Consider the following 17,672-nt stretch of genomic DNA (forward strand, 5'->3'; position numbering starts at 1 on the left):
TTCCCTGTCGGATCAGTGCGCGGCTGCGGTGGCGGCGGCGATGAGAGCGTCGCCGGTAAATTGCCTGTCGCCGATACCCCAGCCGCCGTCGGGCGCGTTGACGATGTTGATCCAGGTGTCTTCGGGCTTGTGGCCGGGCACGCAGAGTTCGGCGACAATGCCGGCGGCCGTGGCGATGAAGGCGTTGCGGGCCTCGATTGAGCCAAGGCCGATATTGGGCAATTTCAACTCAACCATCACGACGGGCCTGTTGGCGCCGCCGGCATAGATGTGGCGGGACGGCAGGATGTGGACCGTGCCGCCGACAATGGCGGTGAAGAACGAATTGCCGGTGGCGCCGGAGGCTTCGATGAGGGCGGCGCTGAGGCGGGGCAGGATTTCGCGCTCTCCGGCCTCTGTCAGGACGCCTTCCGGCGCGGTCACGGTGATGGGCATTCGGTCTCTCCTTGTCCTCGGGCTGCACGGCCTTGCCGGAGCTTCCGGCTTGCCATGTTTCGTATCAATTGTTACGTTATGCTCGCCGATCTAGTCAACAGGTTTCGTATCGATCACTATGGATAATTTGGAAAAGGCCAGGGGTGGTCGCCCCCGCGCGTTCGATCCCGACCGCGCGCTGGATGCGGCGATGCATCTGTTCTGGGAGCATGGCTATGAGGCGACATCGCTGGCCATGCTGCGCGAGGCGATGGGGCTGACGCCGCCGCAGATCTACAACGCCTTCACCGACAAGGAGACTTTGTTCCGCAAGGCGCTGACCCGCTACCACCAGACGGAGATCGGCTTTGCGCTGGACGCGCTGAGCGCGCCGGTGCCGACGCGCGAGGCGATCCGGCGGTTGCTGCTGGGCGCGGCGGAGGCCTATTCCAGGCCCGGCAAGCCGGGCGGATGCCTTTTCGTCAGCGGTGCGCTGGCGGCCTCGCCGCAGGCGCAAGCCGTGGCCGATGAACTCAAGGCCTATCGCAAGGCGAGCGAGGCGGCGATCGCGGAGCGTCTGGCCAAAGGCCAGGCGGCGGGCGACCTGCCGGAAGACCTCTCCGTCGAGAGCTTCGCCAAATATATCGCCGGTGTCATGAACGGCATGTCGATCCAGGCGCGGGACGGCGCGTCGGTCGAAGAGTTGCGCATTATGGCCCAAACCGCTCTTGCGGCCTTGCCGCCCGAAGGGCAAAAACGGGGAGCGTGATTCAAGGACGGTACGCCATGCTGGATCTCTTCCCTGAAGCCGAGAAGCCGGTCGAAATCATCCCGGCGAAAAAGCTCTCCGCTCGCGCTGCGGCGCTCTATGTCGCTCCATCGGATCATTTCCAGACAAGACCCGTGGAGGAACTGCGGCTCGGCTTCGACGGCATTTTGGGCGATTTCCACGCCGGATCGACACGGCGCTCGGGCGGGCGCGAACCCTGGTATCCGCGCGGCACCGAAATACGCAATGAGCGGCAGCTGTCGATCGTGGCTGCCGACGAACTGGCCATCGTCGCCGAGCGGATGGGCCTTCCCCAAATCAAGCCGGAATGGATCGGCGCCAATCTGGTGATCGAAGGCGTGCCGCATCTGTCGATGCTGCCGGCCGGCACGCTGCTGTTCTTCAGGGATGGCGTGACCCTCAAGGTCGACGCCCAGAACGGACCGTGCCGGATCGCCGGGCGATCGATCGCCGAAAATGCGGGGATGGCCGACATCGAAGCCGGCGCACTGCTCTTTCCGAAAGTGGCCAAACGGCTGCGCGGCGTCGTCGCCTGGGTCGAGAAGCCGGGGAGGATCAGGGCCGGCGAAGAGATTTCGGCGCGGGTGCCGGAACAGTGGATTTATCAGGCATAGCCGCGCGTTCTCATCGTGGCCAAAGGGCTACGCCGCCGATGAACGGCGTAGCAGAAGCGCCGGGCCTCAGCCCTTTCGGTTCTTCCTGGCGCCTTGCGCCATGACCGACACGTGGTCCCATTTGTCCCAGGTGGCGAGGCGGTTGGCGTATTCCTGGCGGATCATCGGCAGGCCGCCATCGCCGAAGAATACACGCAGCGGCGGCTCGGCGGCGTCGACGATGACCAGCATCGCCGGCCCGGTGGCCTCGGGATCGCCGGCGACCGAATTGGCGCGGCGCTCGGCCATCTTGGCGCGGGCGGGCGCGTAGGCCTCGATCGGCTTGGAGACCTTGGCCGAGGCGCCGGACCAGTCGGTGGAGAAGCCGCCCGGCTCGACCAGCGTGACATGGATGCCGAATTCCGCGACCTCGATGCTGAGCGACTGGCTGAAGGCTTCCAGCGCCCATTTCGAGGCGTGGTAGAGACCGAGCGAGGCAAAGGCGTTGACGCCGCCGATCGACGAGATCTGGATGATGTGGCCGGATCGCTGTGCCCGCATGATCGGCAGCACGGCCTGGGTGACCCAGAGGGCGCCGAACACATTGGTTTCGATCTGGTCGCGGGCTTCCTCCTCGCTGACTTCCTCGATGGCGCCGAAATGGCCGTAGCCGGCATTGTTGATGACGACGTCAAGCTGGCCAAAGCGTTTGTGGGCTTCGGCAACGGCGGCATCGACGGCCTTCTTGTCGGTGACGTCGAGCTTTATCGCGGCGATGTTGTCGCCATACTTCTCGACCAGATCGGCGAGCGTGCCGGCGTCACGGGCGGTCGCGGCAACGCGGTCGCCGCGCGCCAATGCGGCCTCGGCCCAGACGCGGCCGAAACCCTTCGACGATCCGGTGATGAACCAAACCTTTGATGTCATGATGTGGAATCCTTGCCCCTGCGGGCGTGATTTCGGGTGAAAGCGGAGGCTTCTCCGCTTTCGGGCATATACGGCCTGTCCCGTGATTTTCCAGAGGCGAGGGGGAATCTTTTTGAACGGCCCCCTTTGATCAGGGATACTTCACCTGAGACGACCAGGCCGGATCGTCGTGTTTTTGCCAATAGAGCGCCATCAGCCGGCTGGTGACAGGCCCGACCTTGCCGCCGGCGATCGCCACGCCGTCGATCTCGGTCACCGGCATGATGCCGCCGGCGGTCGAGGTGATGAAGACTTCGTCGGCCGCCTTGAGCGCGGCGACGCTGACATCGGCTGCGGCGGCGACAAGACCTTCCTCGGCGCAGAGATCGAAGACGGTGCGGCGGGTGATGCCGGGCAGCACGCCGATGGCCGGCGTCGACAGGCTGCCGTCCTTGACGCAAAAGACGTTGAAGCCCGGGCCTTCGGCGACATTGCCGTTGAAGTCGAGGAGGAGCGCGGTCTCGGCACCTTGGTCATAGGCATCGTAGAGGCCGCGCACCAGGTCGAGCCAATGGTAATTCTTGATCGCCGGATCGATCGAGGCCGGCGGGATGCGCACCTTGTCGCTGATGGCTACGCGCAGGCCGCGTCGCAGCTGCTCGGCATTGGCGACCGAGCCGAACGGCACGGCGAAGGCCATGAAGCGGTTGATCGCCTGGCGCGGGTCGCGGCTGAAGGTCGGCGAGGCGCCGCGCGTGCACAGCATTTCGACATAGGCGGCGGGATGGCCCGAAAGGGCGACGCAATTGTGCAGGATCTCGGCCACGCCGTCCCTGTCGAAGGGGATGGTCATGCGCAGCCTTTCCAGCCCGCCGAAGAAGCGGTCGAGATGCAGATCGAGGCGGAAGAAGCGGCCGTCCCAGACATGCACCGTGTCGTAGGTGGCGTCTGAATGCAGGAAGCCCCAGTCCAGTACCGAGACCTTGGCTTGCGACATCGGCAGGTACTGGCCGTCGAGGAAGGCGATGCCCTCGGGATAGGCATGCGGGTCGATATGGCGATCGCTCACCGCCGGCAGCGGCTTTGAAGCCTGTGTTGCCGTCGTCTGGTCCATCGGGGCCTCCTCGCGCAGAGCTGATCGTTAGCCTACCGGCCCCTGACGGAAGGCATAGAGCCAGCCATCAGGCGCTGTTCGTCCTCCATGACGGTCTGGCCGATACACTGGATTGGAATTGCCTTATGATCCGATGACTTGGAATGGGGAGGGGACATGGGCAGGCTTGGGACCATCATCGCAGCCACGGTGATTTTCGCCGCCGCGGGCGAGGCCGGCGCGCAATGCGTGAAACAAGGTGACGAACTCTGCCAGAACGGCCAGACCTATCGCTGCGAGAAGACCGGCAGCGAACTGACGCCGATCTTCCAGAATGTCCCTTGCGCGGTAAACGTGCCGGCGCCGACGCTGACCGGCATTTGGGTCGGCAGCGGCCACCAGAGCCCGGCGGGTGACGCTGGCGCCGACTGGTCGATCACCATGACGATCAGGGATGACGGCGCGTCGATCGATTATCCGTCGCTTGGCTGCGGCGGATCGCTGTCGCAGACGTCGCGGGACGAGACGTCCGCGGAATTCCACGAGAGCATCACCTATGGCCAGGACAAGTGCATCGATGGCGGCGACATTACCGTCCGCTTCTTCAAGGGAAACCTGTCCTGGACCTGGGTCGGGCAGGCCGACGGCCAGCCCTACAATGCGATCGCCGTGCTGACGCGGCAATAGCCGCCCTTACTCCTCTTCGTCGTCGGCGTCGAGCAGCCGTGTGGCGCGCCAGCGGGTGAGCACGATGTTGGTCTGCTCGATGACGAAGAAGCGGGCGGAGTCGCGGTCGTAGCCCTCGGCCAGCAGCTTTTCGTAGTCGGTATGCATGTGGCGGATGTGGGCAATGGTTGCCAGCCACACGGCAATGCCCGGCGGCAAGGTCTTCATATGCACCGCGCCGGCATCGGCACGGATCTTCTCCATGTCGGCGTAGGGCGCCAGCGGCAGAAGGGTGGTCAGCGCCTTGGCGATGGCGCGGCGGCGGCCGGTTGGTGCTGTCATCGTTCATCGCGTCCTTCGACGGTCGCCTCCGGCATGGCGTCTGTCGAGGCGAAGTAGGGCTTGATGTCGATGACGGGGGTGCCGTCGAGCACGTCGATGGCGTCGAGATCGATGCGTCCGGTGGCGATGTCCAACCCAACGAGCCTTGCCACATGCAGGCCGACCGGGTTCGGCCGGGCAGGGGAGCGCAGGCCGAATACGCCTTTGGCTGCAGCCGCATGGCGGGGTTTTTGCACAATCAGATTCCGCGGCGCGTGATGCAGCCAGGACAGGACGATGACATGGCTGGCGCGCTCCAGGCCCTGCAAGCCACGGCGGTACGGCGCGTCGATGGTCAGCACCGCCGGCTGCCCGGTCTCGCGGGCCGTGCGCATGTTCTTCGGGCAGGTCTCCCGTGTCGTCCAGGGCGAGGCGATGCGGCCGATGAAGACGACACCGCCATCCGCCGGCATCGTTGCCGGATCCTGTTCCAACCTCTGCTCGCCTTCGCGTGCCTCGAACATTTCGCGCGGCCCGGTCATTCCGCCCATCTCAGTGCTGGTGCCTGTCATTGTCGGAAGACCGCACCACATTTTTGGGCGGTGCGCACCGAAAAATCACGCATGCGGCATTTTCTTGTCCGGAAGCGACATAGCGCTTGCAAGGTTTTGAAAATCGACATAAACATATGTTTATATCTTTTTCAAAGTGAATGCGCTGAAAAGAGAATACGCTGATGCATGTCTCTCTCGACACCATGGTGGATACGCTGAAGGCGGCGGCCGAATCCAGCCGTCTGCGCATATTGGCACTGTTGTCGCGTGGCGACCTCACCGTTTCCGATCTTACCGAAATTCTCGGCCAGTCGCAGCCGCGCGTTTCCAGGCATTTGAAGCTGCTTCTCGAGGCCGGGCTGATCGACCGCTACCAGGAAGGGTCATGGGCGTTCTTCCGCCTGTCGGATGCCGATTCGGCGCGTGACTTCGTGATGGGACTGGTTTCCGGCATTCGCGGCGCCGACCCGCAGGTCGAGCGCGACCTCGAGCGGCTGGCCTCGGTCAAGCGCAAGCGGCAGGACCGGGCGGCGGAGTATTTCTCGGTGAATGCCGCAAGCTGGGATCATATCCGCTCGCTGCATGTGCCGGACCGCGCGGTCGAGGCGGCGATGCTGAAGCTGGTCGGCAAGCGGCCGTTCCAGTCGATGCTGGATCTCGGCACCGGCACCGGCCGGCTGCTCGAAATCTTCTCGCCGCTCTACCGGCGCGGCGTCGGCATCGACATGTCGCGCGAGATGCTGACCGTGGCGCGCGCCAATCTCGACAAGGCCGGGGTTTCGAACGCGCAGGTGCGGCAGGGCGATATCTTCTCACCGCCGGTCGAGCGCGATGCCTTCGATCTCGTCACCATCCATCAGGTGCTGCACTATCTCGACGATCCGGCCCGCGCCATCCACGAGGCGGCGCGGCTTTTGCGTCCGTCGGGGCGGCTGGTCATCGTCGACTTCGCGCCGCACACGCTGGAATTCCTGCGCGAAGAGCACGCACATATGCGGCTCGGCTTTTCCGACCGGCAGATCGGCGAATGGTTTGCCGAGGCCGGCCTCGATCTCGAGGATGCCCAGGAATTCGAACCGCGCGGCGGCAATGAGGCGAGGCTCACCGTCAAGCTCTGGCTTGGCCGCGACCGGCGCCTGCTGATCGCCGACCCTGCCAATGACAGCCAACAGACCAAAGTGAATTCGATAGGGGAAATCGCCTGATGAACCAGTTCCGCTTTTCCCGCCGCCCCGACATTGGCGACAAGGTCAAAGTTTCCTTCGAATTCTTCCCGCCCAAGAATGACGAGATGGAGGCGAGGTTGTGGGACACGGTCACGCGGCTGGAGCCGCTGAAGCCGAAATTCGTCTCGGTGACCTATGGCGCCGGCGGCTCGACGCGTGAACGCACGGCGCGCACCATCGGCCGCATCCTGAACGAGACCAGCCTGACGCCGGCCGCGCACATGACCTGCGTCGATGCTGCCCGCCATCAGGTCGACGCGGTGATCCAGGAATTCGTTGATATGGGGGTCAAGCGCTTCGTCGCCCTGCGCGGCGATCCGGCCGCGGGCGTGGGCACCGCCTACCGTCCGCATCCGGACGGCTACGCCAATGGCGCTGAACTGGTCGGAGCTCTCAAGGATGCCGGCGATTTCGACATCTCGGTTTCGGCCTATCCGGAAAAGCATCCGGAAAGCCCTGACTTCGCCACCGATATCGACATGCTCAAGCGCAAGGTCGACAATGGCGCGACGCGGGCGATCACCCAGTTCTTCTTCGACAATGACCTCTACGAGCGCTATGTCGAGCGCGCGCGCCGGGCCGGCATCTACATCCCGATCGTTCCGGGCATCCTGCCGGTGCACAATTTCACCCAGGTCGCCAATTTTTCGGCGCGCTGCGGCGCGCTGGTGCCGGCATGGCTGGCCGAGCGCTTCGACGGCCTGCAGAATGACCCGCAGACGCATGCGCTGGTGGCATCGGCCGTCGCCGCCGAACAGGTTCTCGACCTGGTCGAGCGCGGGGTGGGTGATTTCCACTTCTACACGATGAACCGCGCCGACCTCGTTTTCGCCATTTGCCACATGATCGGCATCCGCTCGCACGAAGCGGAGGTGGCAGGCTCGGCCGCTGCGTGAGACCGGGCTGAACAGCAAAAGGCCGGGTAAAAACCCGGCCTTTCGAATTGCTTAGACTATCTGGTGCTGGTCTTCCCCGTTTTGGCGGGTTCAGGGAAGGACGCCCATAATGAGGGCGCCGATGAAAGCAAACGCAGCACAAATCATCAATGCGTTGATCGGCCTCGTAAGTCCCATGACATAGCCTCCTCTTAAAGAGCTATGCCTCAGAGTCTAGGTTCATTTGTGCCACAGGCAAGCGGAAAATGTGCTGCATTGCGACGTGATTGTGAAATTTGCGACCTGGTTTTCGCCGTTAGCCGTTGAAACTTCTCGGCAAAAACCCGCTTCAGGCCTGTGAATAAATTATGGCGGAGGCGTGTCGATGCTGTGTCATGGCAGCGCTACCGCGGCGGAAGTCGACTTCGACTTTCGCGACAATGCGGTTCGATCTACCGTCTTCCAAGGACACGTCCGTCGATTGTGAGAAGACCGAGGCCGATCAGCACGACACCGCCGATCTCGAACAGTTCCAGGCGCTCGCCCAGGAAAAGAAAACCGAGCAGCATGGCGCTGGCCGGCACGATCAGCGTGACCAGCGAGGCGTTGGTGGCGCCGGCCGAGGCGACAAGGTTGAAATAGAGGATGTAGGCGAAGGCGGTGGACAGCAGCGCCAGCGCCAGCACCGCCGCCCAGACCGGCGGCGAGGCCGAAAACAGGCCGGCGGGGCCGTGCGCCAAAAGCACGACCGGGATCATGATGATGGTCGAAGCGGTCAGCTGTCCGGTGGCGATGACCGGCGAGGGCACGCCCTTGAAGCGGCGGGCGACCATCAGCGCGACGCCATAGGACAAAGACGCGCCGATCAGCGCGAATTTCGCCCAGGCCGGCCCGCCGAGGCCGGCAAGCAGGCCTGGCCCGATCATGACAGCGGTGCCGGCGACGCCGAGCCCGATGCCGGCCAGCTTGTTCCAGGACAGCTTTTCATCCGATGTCAGCGCGTTCGCGAGGATCAGTGTCCAGAACGGCGTCGTCGCGTTCAGCACCGAGGCGACGCCGGCGCCCAGCTCGGTCTGGCCGGCGAAGATCAGCGAGAAGGGGACGACGTTGTTGGTGAAGGCCAGCAGGAAGAACAGGCCGGCATGGGGAAAGGCAAGGCGGAAGGACGGACCGCGCAAGCCAAGATAAATCTGCAGCGCGATTGCCGCGATGGCGACGCGAAACAGCACCAGCACCAGCGGGTGAAGTTCCGCAACCGCGATGCGGGCGAAGAAGAACGAACCGCCCCAGATGGCGCCAAGCAGCAGCAACTGCCCCCAGTCGGTGAGCGTCATCGGTCCGCGTGGCGCGGATGTCGAGGCTATTGCCATGTGAATCGTCCTCCCCCGATGGCCGACATGCCGGCCCGAATGCCGGCCGATCAGGAAGATGGCATAGCCGGTCTGATGGCAAGGGCCACCCGAAACCTGATTGCTGGCAAACGACGCCGCCAAAACTAGCGCCGGTGCGTCGGAGGCACGAGACACAGAATTGTTTTCATTAGCCGCTAGCTTGGATTAATTGTGCGCAGCCGAGATCGAGGATTCGTCAATGCAGCGATTCGAGAATGCCCGCGAGGCGGCACTGGCGCTTCGTCCTGACGATCCGGTCTATTGCTTCCGCCCGCAGGTGCTGAAGGCCGATGCCAGGCAGTTCATGGGCATGTTCCCAGGCAAGACCGCCTATGCGGTCAAGACCAATGGCGAGCAGATCGTGCTGAAGACCTTGGTCGAGGCCGGTGTCACCGCCTTCGACGTTGCTTCGCCTGGCGAATTCGCCGCCGTGCGCGCGGTCTCCCCCGATGCCGAGATGCTCTACATGCACCCGGTCAAGGCGCAGTCGGATATCAAGCTGGCGCTGGAGAAATACGGCATCCGCGTCATCTCGCTCGACCATGAGGACGAAATCACCAAGCTGACGCGGGTGGTGCGGGCACTCGACATCGACCCGGGTTCGATCAGCGTGTTCGTGCGCATCCAGACGAAAGGGTCGGCGGCCTATGAACTGTCGAAGAAGTTCGGCGCCGGGCCGGCCTATGCGGTCGAACTCGCCGAGCGGCTGAACCGCACCGGCTACAAGGTCGGCCTGTGTTTCCATGTCGGCAGCCAGATCGAGGATCCCGACACCTATGAGCGGGCGCTGGCCTCGGCCGACTGGGTGCGCAACCGGCTGACCTTCGATATTGCCGGGCTCGACGTCGGCGGCGGCTTTCCGGCCGAATACGGGCATGATCCCAACCGCAAGCAGATCGAGATGCCGTCGCTCGGTCAGATCATGTCACGGCTTTCCGGCGATCTGAAGGAATACCAGTTCGACCAGATGCCGCTGGTGGCCGAGCCGGGCAGGGTGATCGTCGCGCGCTGCCTGTCGCTGATTGTGCGCGTGCTCCTGCGCAAGGGCAAGCGGCTCTACATCAATGACGGCATCTGGGCGTCGCTGTCGGATTCTTGGACCGGCAAGATCACGCTGCCGGCGCGCTTCATTCCCGATCCGGCGATCAGGACCCGCAATGGCGTCGAAAAGAACATCGTGCCGTTCAAGGTCTGCGGCGCGACCTGCGATTCCGTCGACATCCTGTCCAGGCCGTTCTGGCTGCCGGAAACCGTCGATACCGGCGACTGGATCGAGATCGGCCATATCGGCGCCTATTCGCTGTCGCTCAGGACCCGCTTCAACGGCTTCTATCCCGACACATTCGTCGAGGTGACCACGCCGTTCGACGAGGGCGACGCGCCGCAGGGCTTTGCCAGCCTGGAGACCATGGCGGATTAACGAAGTAGGGGAATAGGCGAATAGGGGAATAGGGGAATACGGCAGTAAGGCAGTAGGGGAAACAAGGGAATTAAGGCGTTTACAATATCTGCTTTCGGACCAGTCTTTTCCTACTGCCCTACTGCCCTACTGCCCTACTGCCCTACTGCCCTACTGCCCTACAATTTCCCCAGCAGCTCCGGCGTCGGCCAGCCGTCCACCGGCAACCCAAGCCGCATCTGCTCCTTGCGGATGGCTTCCCGGGTGTTGGTGCCCAGAATGCCGTCGACCGTGCCGACGTCGTAGCCGCGGGCTTCGAGCTTGGTTTGCAGCGCCTTCATCTGCTCGTTGTTGAGGCCTTGTTCCGGGTTGCGCGGATCAAGCGGCGGCGCGCCCGCCAGCCGCGCAGCGAGGTTCGCCGCGGTCAGCGCGTAGGTGAAGGACTGGTTCCATTCGAGATAGACGTCGAAATTGTCGTAGGTCAGGAAGGCCGGGCCCTTGCGGCCCATGGGCAGCGCCAGGCCGGCCTTCAGGCCCTTGTCGACGAGCGGCGAGCCGTCGGGATTGGTGACGCCCCATTGCGCCCATTGCGTCAGCGGCAATTTGTTGGTGCGCCCGGTCTGGTCCCAGGGCATCTCGTCGGGCACACGCACTTCCTGGATCCAGGGTTCGTCGCGCTTCCAGCCGCGCGACAGCACCTTGTTGGCCGTGGTCATGATCACGTCCGGCACGCTGCTTCGCAGGTCGATCTTGCCGTCGCCGTCGCCATCGACGCCGCGCGCCAGATAGTCCGAAGGCAGGATCTGCGTCTGGCCGATCTCGCCGGCCCAGGCGCCCTTGACGTCGGCCGGCAGCACGCCGCGATCGATCAACTCCAGAAGCGGCACCAATTGCTGGCGGAACAACTGCGGGCGCCGGCAATCATGCGAAAGCGTCACCAGCGCGCTCAGCGTGTGGAAATCGCCCTGCACGGCGCCGAAATCGGTTTCCAGCGCCCAGAAGGCGGTGATGACCGGCGCCTGCACGCCGAACTGCTGGTCGGCGCGGGCGAAGATATCGGCGTATTTCTTCATGTTCGCCGCACCTTGCTTCAGCCGGTAGGCCGAGATCATGCGGTTGGAGAATTCGATGAAGGTCTGGGTGAAGACGCCCTGGGCACGGTCGCGCGCCAGCGCCCGCTCGTCGAAGGTGGCATCCTTCAGGGCGTCGAGACCGACGGTGCCGACACCGGCCGCCTTGGCTTCCGCCGCCACGCCCTGTTTCCAGGTTTCGAAGTCGCCGCCGCATTGCTGCGCCATCGCCGGCAAGGCCGTGGCGCACAGGAATAGCGCCGCGAGGGCTTGGGAACGCAGTCGCATCAGCTTCCTTTCGAAACGAAGAGGGCATTGTCGTGCTTGGCCGAAAAAGCCCAACGCCCTGAATTGCCGGCGGTTGCACTCTTTACCGCTGGCTGTGTCGAAAAGCAGGCGGCAGGCCCGGTGTCAACGGTTCTTCTGCCGCAGCCCCTTATTCCTCAAGACCGCTGCTGCGCGATCACATAGCGGAACCGGTTTCTCACACGGAGCGATCCGTCGCCATCGAGGAAAGGGGTGAGCGCGTCACATAGCGCATCCTGCACCGCGATGACGCCGGCATGGCGCTCGGCGCGGGTGACGGGCGCGGCCGCGCCGATCGCGCGCCTGGCTGTCTCCAAGTCGGGATAGACAAACACACAGTCGGTTTCCTTGGTGCCGATCGGCGTCAGGCCGACCTTGCGCATCCAGCTTTCCATAACGCCTTCCTGATGGAAGGCTGGAGCCGTGGCGGCGCTGGCAGGCGCGGGCGGAAGCAGCGCCATCACCTTGGGGACGATCCTCGAGATTATGTCGCAGTCCGCGGGTGGTCCCCAGACAAACATCACAACCGCGCCGCCCGGTCGGCAGACCCGGCTGCTTTCGGTCAAGGCGCCGAGCAGGTCGCCAGCGAACTGGAACGCATTGAAGCTCGTGACCAGGTCAAACTGACGGTCGGGGAATGGGAGGGCCTCCATCTCGCCGACCTCAATCCGCGCCTTCGGCAGTCGACGGCGCGCTACCGCTACAAGCGCCTCGGACGCATCGAGCCCGACTGGCTCGGCCCCCAGCTCAAGCGCCGCCAGGAGGGCTTCGCCGCCGCCACAACCCACGTCCAGCATGCGCGTATGGCTTCCTGCGCGGGACTGGCGCAACACCTCGTCATAGAGAGGGCGCCAATAAGGCTCCTGCACGAGAGCCCAGTCTTCAGCCTTCGCGCCCCAAAGCGGGCCCTGGATGGTTGCGGTTCCCATGTCGAGTTCGCCCTTGGTGTATATCGCTCCTCTGTGAGGCGATAAGGATGCGCCCGGCGTGTGAAGCCTACAAGGGAGGTTGGGATGCGGACGCCAAGTACTGGTAACAATTCCGGTGACCGTCCGAGCGTCTGCTAGCGCGAAGAGCTGCTTCGCTCTTCCAGGAGGCGTGCGCACAGCCTTGGGCGGGTACCAATCGTCAGCTTCTATCCACCAGCCTCTTGTTGCCGCCGACGCCGCTGTTGGCGGTTGTGCCGGGGCGATGATGATCTAGGGTGGTGCCGCCGTTGAACCCGGTTCAACGGCAGTTGTGCTGGTGAGATGATTATCTCGGTTGGTGCTGCCGTTGAACCCGGTTCAACGGGTATTCTGCCGCAGCCACTTATTCCATGCGGCTTCCGAGCCGTTGAAGACGTTGATGTCTGATTTGCCGGTCAAGCCGGGAACGATGCCGGTTCCGGTGTATTGCCAGAAGGTGAAGGGATGGCTGCCGTATTTTTCGCGGGGGTGGCCGGCGACGGAGCGCAGCCAGTAGGGATAGCCGCGGAAGGTCGACAGCTCGTTGTCGTCGAAGAAGTCGACCGAGGTGTAAATGATCGGCTTCTTGCCGTAGTGGCGCTCGACGATCTGGAGGAAGGTGGTCATCTCGGCGCGCACCGTGGCGGCGTCGGGGCGCAGCCTGCAGGTCGGCGATTTCGGGTTCCATTCCATGTCGAGAACCGGCGGCATGGCCGAGCGGTCGACGGGAACGTTCTGGATGAACCAGCGCGCCTGCTGGGCGGCCGGGGTGCAGAAATAGAAGAAATGATAGGCCGCACGGGGGACACCGGCGGCCTTCGTGCGCGCCCAGTGCTCGTTGAAATACTCGTCGAAACGGTCACCGCCTTCGGTCGCCTTGATGAAGGCGAAGGAAATGCCGCTCGCCTTGGCCGTCGGCCAGTCGACCGAGGTCTGGTACTTGGAAACGTCGGTGCCGTGAACGGCATAGTTCCACGGCGCGCCGCTGTCCCATTCATGCGGCTTGGAATCCTCGAAGCGCGGCGCTCGCACGGCGACCGTCGGGCTGCTGGATGAAGACGGCGACAGATCGTCCACGGTCGAGCAGGCGCCAAGCAGCGTCAGCATGAAAAGGGCCGCAAGACGGCGCATCACAACTTCCAAGCCGGAATCAGCCGGTCGCTGATGGGTCTGTGAACCGATGGCCGACGATTGGTCGAGCCCCTCCAGGCGATCGCCCCACAGCATCGCCCAGTATATCCTTTTTGTGCATGTCGTTGTGCCAAAACCGCTGCGCAGTTTTGGGCGACATGCATACATGTGATCGCCGATCATGGTTGATAATCCGTTGACGGCGCTCGACAGGCGCCACGATTTTGCGGAAGCAATGGCGGCAATTCGATGACATAAGAGGCGGGCGAAAGCCCGGGAGGCAATAGATGCGCATCGTCGTCAAGATCGTCAAATGGCTGTTTGGCCTGATCGTGCTTGCGGTCGCCGCGCTGTTTGCCTGGCTCTACATCGCGCCGCCCGAATTGATCCGCGTCGGTTCGGGCTATTCGGCCAAGATCGTCTGCTCCAACGTCTTCATCGCCGGGCGCAACGCCAATGAGGTGCTTGCCGTCGACGTGCAGGCGCCAGGACACCCACTGCTGCGGCTGATGCGGGTCTCGGTCGACAAGAACCGGGGGACGGTTTCGGCGGGCCTGCTGGGCTTCCTCGGCAAGAGCGAGGCGGTTTCCCGTGACGGGCTGGGCTGCGCCTCGGTTCCTGACGGCGATGTCGGCAAGGCGCGGCGCACGGCGATCCATGTCGAACCCGCGGCGACCAAGCAGGATGAGCTGTGGCCCGAGGGCGAGCGGGTCGAGGCATCGCAGGATCCGGTGATTGCCAAGCTGCTCGACGATGCGGCGCTGACCGGCACCGGCATGCGTGCGGTGGTCGTGGTCAAAAACGGCCGTGTCGTCGCCGAACGCTATGGCGACGGCTTTTCCGCCAAGACGCCGCTGCTCGGCTGGTCGATGACCAAGACGGTGAACGCCGCCATCATCGGCACGCTGGTCAAGGACGGCAAGATGGCAATCGACAATAAGGGCCTGTTCGCGCCGTGGAAGGCGGACGGCCGCGCGGCGATCAGCCTTGCCGACATGATGGCGATGTCGAGCGGGCTGGAGTTCAACGAGGATTATGGCGACGTCGCCGACGTCACGCGCATGCTCTATCTCGAATCCGACATGGCGGGGTTTGCCGAATCAAGGCCGCTGACGGGCGAGGTCGGCAAGGTGTTTTCCTATTCGAGCGGCACGGCGGTGATGCTGTCGCGGCTGTGGCAGGACGCGATCGGTGACAAGGCCAAGGCCCTGACATGGCCGCGCACGGCGCTGTTCGAGCCGCTCGGCATGCACAGCGCCGTGCTCGAAACCGACGAGCAGGGCACGTTCGTCGGCTCGTCCTATCTCTACGCCACGGCGCATGACTGGGCTCGCTTCGGCCAGTTCCTGCTGCAAGGCGGGGTGTGGAACGGCAACCAGGTGCTGCCCGCCGGCTTCGTCGACTGGATGCGCGAGCCGGCGCCCGCTTCGAAAGTCTATGGCAAGGGCCAGCTGTGGATCGAGGCGCCTGGCGACGAGGAAAATCCAGGCGCCGGCGTCGCTGCCGGCCTGCCCAAGGACACCTACTGGATGGAAGGGCATGACGGGCAGACCGTCGCCATCATTCCGTCAGAGCAGTTGGTGGTGGTGCGGCTCGGGCTGACGCCGGCCAAGCTCGGCTATCGCCCGCAGACGATGGTGGGCGCGCTGGTGAAGGCGCTGCATTAGCTCCCTTACCTCCCCTTGATGGGGAGGGTCGGCGCGTAGCGCCGGGGTGGGGTGCCTCAGCGCTTCACCCCCACCCGCGCCTTTGGCGCGACCTCCCCCATCGAGGGGGAGGCGAGGTTGCGCGGTCCAATCACGCCAAGCCAGGCATAGCCGCGATAAAGCGTGCGGAAACGGAAGGTTGCACCGGTTCGCCGAGATTCCGATTCCAGGACTTCGCGCAGCGATTCACGCGGCGAGACGTGGAATTTTCTGAGCCAGCCGCGCAGCAACGTCCGGAACCAGTTGGGCAGGCCTTCCTGCTGGCCGAAATCGATGACATGCAGCGAGCCGTTGGGGGCGAGCGCCGCCATTGCCGCCGATACCGTCTTTTCCCAGCCGGGGATCATCGACAGCGAATAGGAGACGAAGACGCGGTCGAACCGTTCGATGCCGTAAAGCGCTCCGGCATCGAAATCGGTGGCGTCGCCTCTTGCCAGCGTGACGCGGCTGGACAGGGCTTCGCGGTCGATCGCCTTGCCCGCCGTCTCCAGCATTTCGGCCGAGATATCCAGGCCGAAGAAGCGGGCATCGGGGTAGCGGCGGGCGGCCAGGATGATGTTGCGGCCGGTGCCGCAGCCAAGTTCCAGCACGGTGCCGCCTGGTGGTACCTCAAGCCCCTCGATCAGCCGGTCACGGCCGAGCAGATAATATTTGCGGGTCAGGTCGTAGATGTGGCGCTGCCAGCGGTAGACACCGTCCATCAGTTCGGCATGGTTGGCCTTGAATTCGGGGCTGGCCGGCAGTTCCGTCGTGCTCATGCGGCGCGCTTCACATAGAGGTGGAAGCCGCCATAGATCGCCGAGCGGTCGCGGGCCGAGAATTCGCGCGAGGCCTCGTCCTGATAATCCCACTGGTCGAGCAGCGAGGTCGAAACGCGGCCCGGCAGCAGGCTGGGTTCGGCCGCGGTGCGGAAGATGACGCGGGCGCCGGTCGAGGCGGTGCGGCTGATTTCCGACCAAAGTGCGTTGAGCTGGTCATCGGTCATCCAGTCCTGCGCATCGAGCAGGATGAAGCGGTCGACGGTGCCCGCATCCTTGCCCGCCAGGAACTCGATCAGATTGGCGTGGTGGATGGCGACCCGGTCGATGTTGCCGCGGATGGTGTCGTAGTTCTGCTTTTCCAGATAGGCGGGCAGGGCGGCCTCGCCGGGCTCGGGATAGCGGCGAGCAAAGGCCTGCCAGGCGAAGTAATTGTTTTCCAGGGGAAAATCGCAGGCGAGTTTTTCCAGCCGGGCCTTCAGCACGCTGGCCATGGTGCCGTCGCCTGATGTGATCAGCGAATCGTACTGCGCCGGCGGAATGCCGAGACCGAAGAGCGAAGCCTTACGCGAGGTCGCCCATTTCAACAGCTTCCTGTCGAAGACCGGCGCCAGCTCCTCGTTGAAGAAGCGGCGCTGTTCGCCAATGTTTTTGGCTTCCATCATGCGGGCCGGGTTGACGCCGAAAAATTTCGCCGTGCGGTGGCCCATGGCGATAAACAGGCCGAGCAGGCCGGTCTGGTAGAAATTGCGGTCGAAGACGGCGATGCGCCGGCGGCCGCGCCAGTTGCGGCGCTCCCAGTACTGACGGCTGACCGGATCGAGATGCGGCGCGATGAACCGATCGTAGGCTTGCGAATTGTGGCTGGTGTCGGCGGCGCCGAAGAACCGGAACAGGTCGCCCTGCGAGGGCAGGCGGCGCACCGCCTCAAGCTTCATGCGGTTCAGCGCGACATGGGCGGTGTTGAGGTCGACGGCGTCGACCCTTGCCGGCGAACGGGTGAGGTAGGCCAGGATGTTGCAGCCGCCGGAAGCGATGGTGACGACGCGATGGTTTTGGCCGAGCTGCATGGCCTCCATGTCGACATCGGGGTCTTCCCAGATCTGCGGGTAGACGAGACCAGAAAACAGGCAGGCGAACAGCCGCTCGGAAATGCCGGCTTTGGAAAGCGCGCGGTTCTGGTAGACGGCCTTTCCAACTTCCTTGCCGCGGCGAAAAACCAGATCCGAGGAGACGTCCGTCATGACAAAGTGATTCCCCATTTGCTTTGGCGCAAGCGGGTAACCCAGGGTCATGACAGGCCGGTGACAGCCTGTTGACGTGTTCTTTACAGCCGTCGCACGCAAGATCGGTTGGCACCTCACCGCAACGTCATTTGGTACCACCTTGTTTTCGGATATTCATTCGAAGGATGGGAGCAAGATGGTGATTGGTTATGGTCCGCGCGGGAGCGGGCCGATGGGAGTCTCACAGTTCAGTATTGCGTTGCGGCGACTCCGAGAAGCGCGCCGGCGTTCAGGCAGGCA

General features: G+C 63.9%; 18 protein-coding genes. 7 read left to right on the top strand and 11 right to left on the bottom strand.

Annotation, left to right across the window (positions count from 1 at the left end; all coding sequences use genetic code 11):
- Positions 1–12: 12 nt before the first annotated feature.
- A complete protein-coding gene (locus JG746_RS16110; protein ID WP_202359025.1) occupies positions 13–435 on the bottom strand; it encodes a hypothetical protein in 423 nt (140 codons plus the stop codon).
- Between the two features lie 118 nt (positions 436–553).
- Here JG746_RS16110 and JG746_RS16115 point away from each other — a divergent pair, with 118 nt between their 5' ends.
- Positions 554–1,183, top strand: coding sequence for a TetR/AcrR family transcriptional regulator (locus JG746_RS16115; RefSeq protein ID WP_202359026.1), 630 nt, complete (start codon positions 554–556; stop codon positions 1,181–1,183).
- Between the two features lie 17 nt (positions 1,184–1,200).
- Positions 1,201–1,818, top strand: coding sequence for an MOSC domain-containing protein (locus JG746_RS16120; RefSeq protein WP_202359027.1), 618 nt, complete (start codon positions 1,201–1,203; stop codon positions 1,816–1,818).
- Between the two features lie 66 nt (positions 1,819–1,884).
- On the opposite strand, the gene JG746_RS16125 is transcribed toward JG746_RS16120, so the two are convergent.
- Both JG746_RS16125 and JG746_RS16130 read right to left on the bottom strand, forming a co-directional pair.
- A complete protein-coding gene (locus JG746_RS16125; protein WP_202359028.1) occupies positions 1,885–2,724 on the bottom strand; it encodes an SDR family oxidoreductase in 840 nt (279 codons plus the stop codon).
- Positions 2,725–2,854: 130 nt separating this feature from the next.
- Positions 2,855–3,817 carry a D-amino acid aminotransferase gene (locus JG746_RS16130; protein WP_202359029.1) on the bottom strand — a complete coding sequence of 321 codons (963 nt, stop codon included), beginning with the start codon at positions 3,815–3,817 and terminating at the stop codon, positions 2,855–2,857.
- A gap of 156 nt (positions 3,818–3,973) precedes the next feature.
- Between JG746_RS16130 and JG746_RS16135 the strand changes: the two genes are divergently transcribed.
- Positions 3,974–4,483 (top strand): hypothetical protein, encoded by a 510-nt coding sequence (locus tag JG746_RS16135; protein WP_202359030.1) that lies wholly within the window; start codon positions 3,974–3,976, stop codon positions 4,481–4,483.
- 6 nt (positions 4,484–4,489) lie between these two features.
- On the opposite strand, the gene JG746_RS16140 is transcribed toward JG746_RS16135, so the two are convergent.
- Positions 4,490–4,804: a DUF2293 domain-containing protein gene (locus JG746_RS16140; protein WP_202359031.1), complete on the bottom strand. Its 315-nt coding sequence runs from the start codon at positions 4,802–4,804 to the stop codon at positions 4,490–4,492.
- The gene (gene tsaA, locus JG746_RS16145) at positions 4,801–5,325 is read right to left on the bottom strand and encodes a tRNA (N6-threonylcarbamoyladenosine(37)-N6)-methyltransferase TrmO (RefSeq protein WP_446721210.1); all 525 of its coding nucleotides are present in this window, start codon (positions 5,323–5,325) and stop codon (positions 4,801–4,803) included. The genes JG746_RS16140 and tsaA overlap by 4 nt, the downstream gene beginning before the upstream one ends.
- A 194-nt stretch (positions 5,326–5,519) precedes the next feature.
- On the opposite strand from tsaA, the gene JG746_RS16150 reads away from it, so the two are divergent.
- Together JG746_RS16150 and metF are read left to right on the top strand one after the other, a co-directional pair.
- Positions 5,520–6,542, top strand: coding sequence for an ArsR/SmtB family transcription factor (locus JG746_RS16150; protein WP_202359032.1), 1,023 nt, complete (start codon positions 5,520–5,522; stop codon positions 6,540–6,542).
- Positions 6,542–7,459 (top strand): methylenetetrahydrofolate reductase [NAD(P)H], encoded by a 918-nt coding sequence (gene metF / locus JG746_RS16155; protein ID WP_183460855.1) that lies wholly within the window; start codon positions 6,542–6,544, stop codon positions 7,457–7,459. Before JG746_RS16150 ends, metF begins: the two co-directional genes overlap by 1 nt.
- 431 nt (positions 7,460–7,890) lie before the next feature.
- Here metF and JG746_RS16160 read toward each other — a convergent pair whose 3' ends face one another.
- A complete protein-coding gene (locus JG746_RS16160) occupies positions 7,891–8,808 on the bottom strand; it encodes a DMT family transporter (protein ID WP_202359033.1) in 918 nt (305 codons plus the stop codon).
- 220 nt (positions 8,809–9,028) lie between these two features.
- Between JG746_RS16160 and JG746_RS16165 the strand changes: the two genes are divergently transcribed.
- Positions 9,029–10,249, top strand: coding sequence for an alanine racemase (locus JG746_RS16165; protein ID WP_202359034.1), 1,221 nt, complete (start codon positions 9,029–9,031; stop codon positions 10,247–10,249).
- Between the two features lie 158 nt (positions 10,250–10,407).
- On the opposite strand, the gene JG746_RS16170 is transcribed toward JG746_RS16165, so the two are convergent.
- From JG746_RS16170 to JG746_RS16180, 3 genes are all read right to left on the bottom strand, one after another.
- The gene (locus JG746_RS16170) at positions 10,408–11,586 is read right to left on the bottom strand and encodes a lytic murein transglycosylase (RefSeq protein WP_202359035.1); all 1,179 of its coding nucleotides are present in this window, start codon (positions 11,584–11,586) and stop codon (positions 10,408–10,410) included.
- A gap of 155 nt (positions 11,587–11,741) precedes the next feature.
- Positions 11,742–12,533 (bottom strand): class I SAM-dependent methyltransferase, encoded by a 792-nt coding sequence (locus JG746_RS16175; protein WP_202359036.1) that lies wholly within the window; start codon positions 12,531–12,533, stop codon positions 11,742–11,744.
- Positions 12,534–12,890: 357 nt separating this feature from the next.
- Positions 12,891–13,682 carry a glycoside hydrolase family 25 protein gene (locus tag JG746_RS16180; protein WP_202359037.1) on the bottom strand — a complete coding sequence of 264 codons (792 nt, stop codon included), beginning with the start codon at positions 13,680–13,682 and terminating at the stop codon, positions 12,891–12,893.
- Between the two features lie 287 nt (positions 13,683–13,969).
- Between JG746_RS16180 and JG746_RS16185 the strand changes: the two genes are divergently transcribed.
- A complete protein-coding gene (locus tag JG746_RS16185) occupies positions 13,970–15,349 on the top strand; it encodes a serine hydrolase domain-containing protein (RefSeq protein ID WP_202359038.1) in 1,380 nt (459 codons plus the stop codon).
- Positions 15,350–15,405: 56 nt separating this feature from the next.
- Here the strand turns inward: JG746_RS16185 and JG746_RS16190 are convergent, their stop codons facing one another.
- Both JG746_RS16190 and JG746_RS16195 read right to left on the bottom strand, forming a co-directional pair.
- On the bottom strand, positions 15,406–16,146 hold the full coding sequence (locus JG746_RS16190) for a class I SAM-dependent methyltransferase (protein WP_202359039.1): 741 nt from the start codon (positions 16,144–16,146) through the stop codon (positions 15,406–15,408).
- Positions 16,143–17,441 carry a DUF3419 family protein gene (locus JG746_RS16195; protein WP_202359040.1) on the bottom strand — a complete coding sequence of 433 codons (1,299 nt, stop codon included), beginning with the start codon at positions 17,439–17,441 and terminating at the stop codon, positions 16,143–16,145. The genes JG746_RS16190 and JG746_RS16195 overlap by 4 nt, the downstream gene beginning before the upstream one ends.
- Positions 17,442–17,672 lie beyond the last annotated feature (231 nt).

The organism is Mesorhizobium sp. 113-3-3 (genome assembly GCF_016756495.1).
GTDB lineage: Bacteria > Pseudomonadota > Alphaproteobacteria > Rhizobiales > Rhizobiaceae > Mesorhizobium.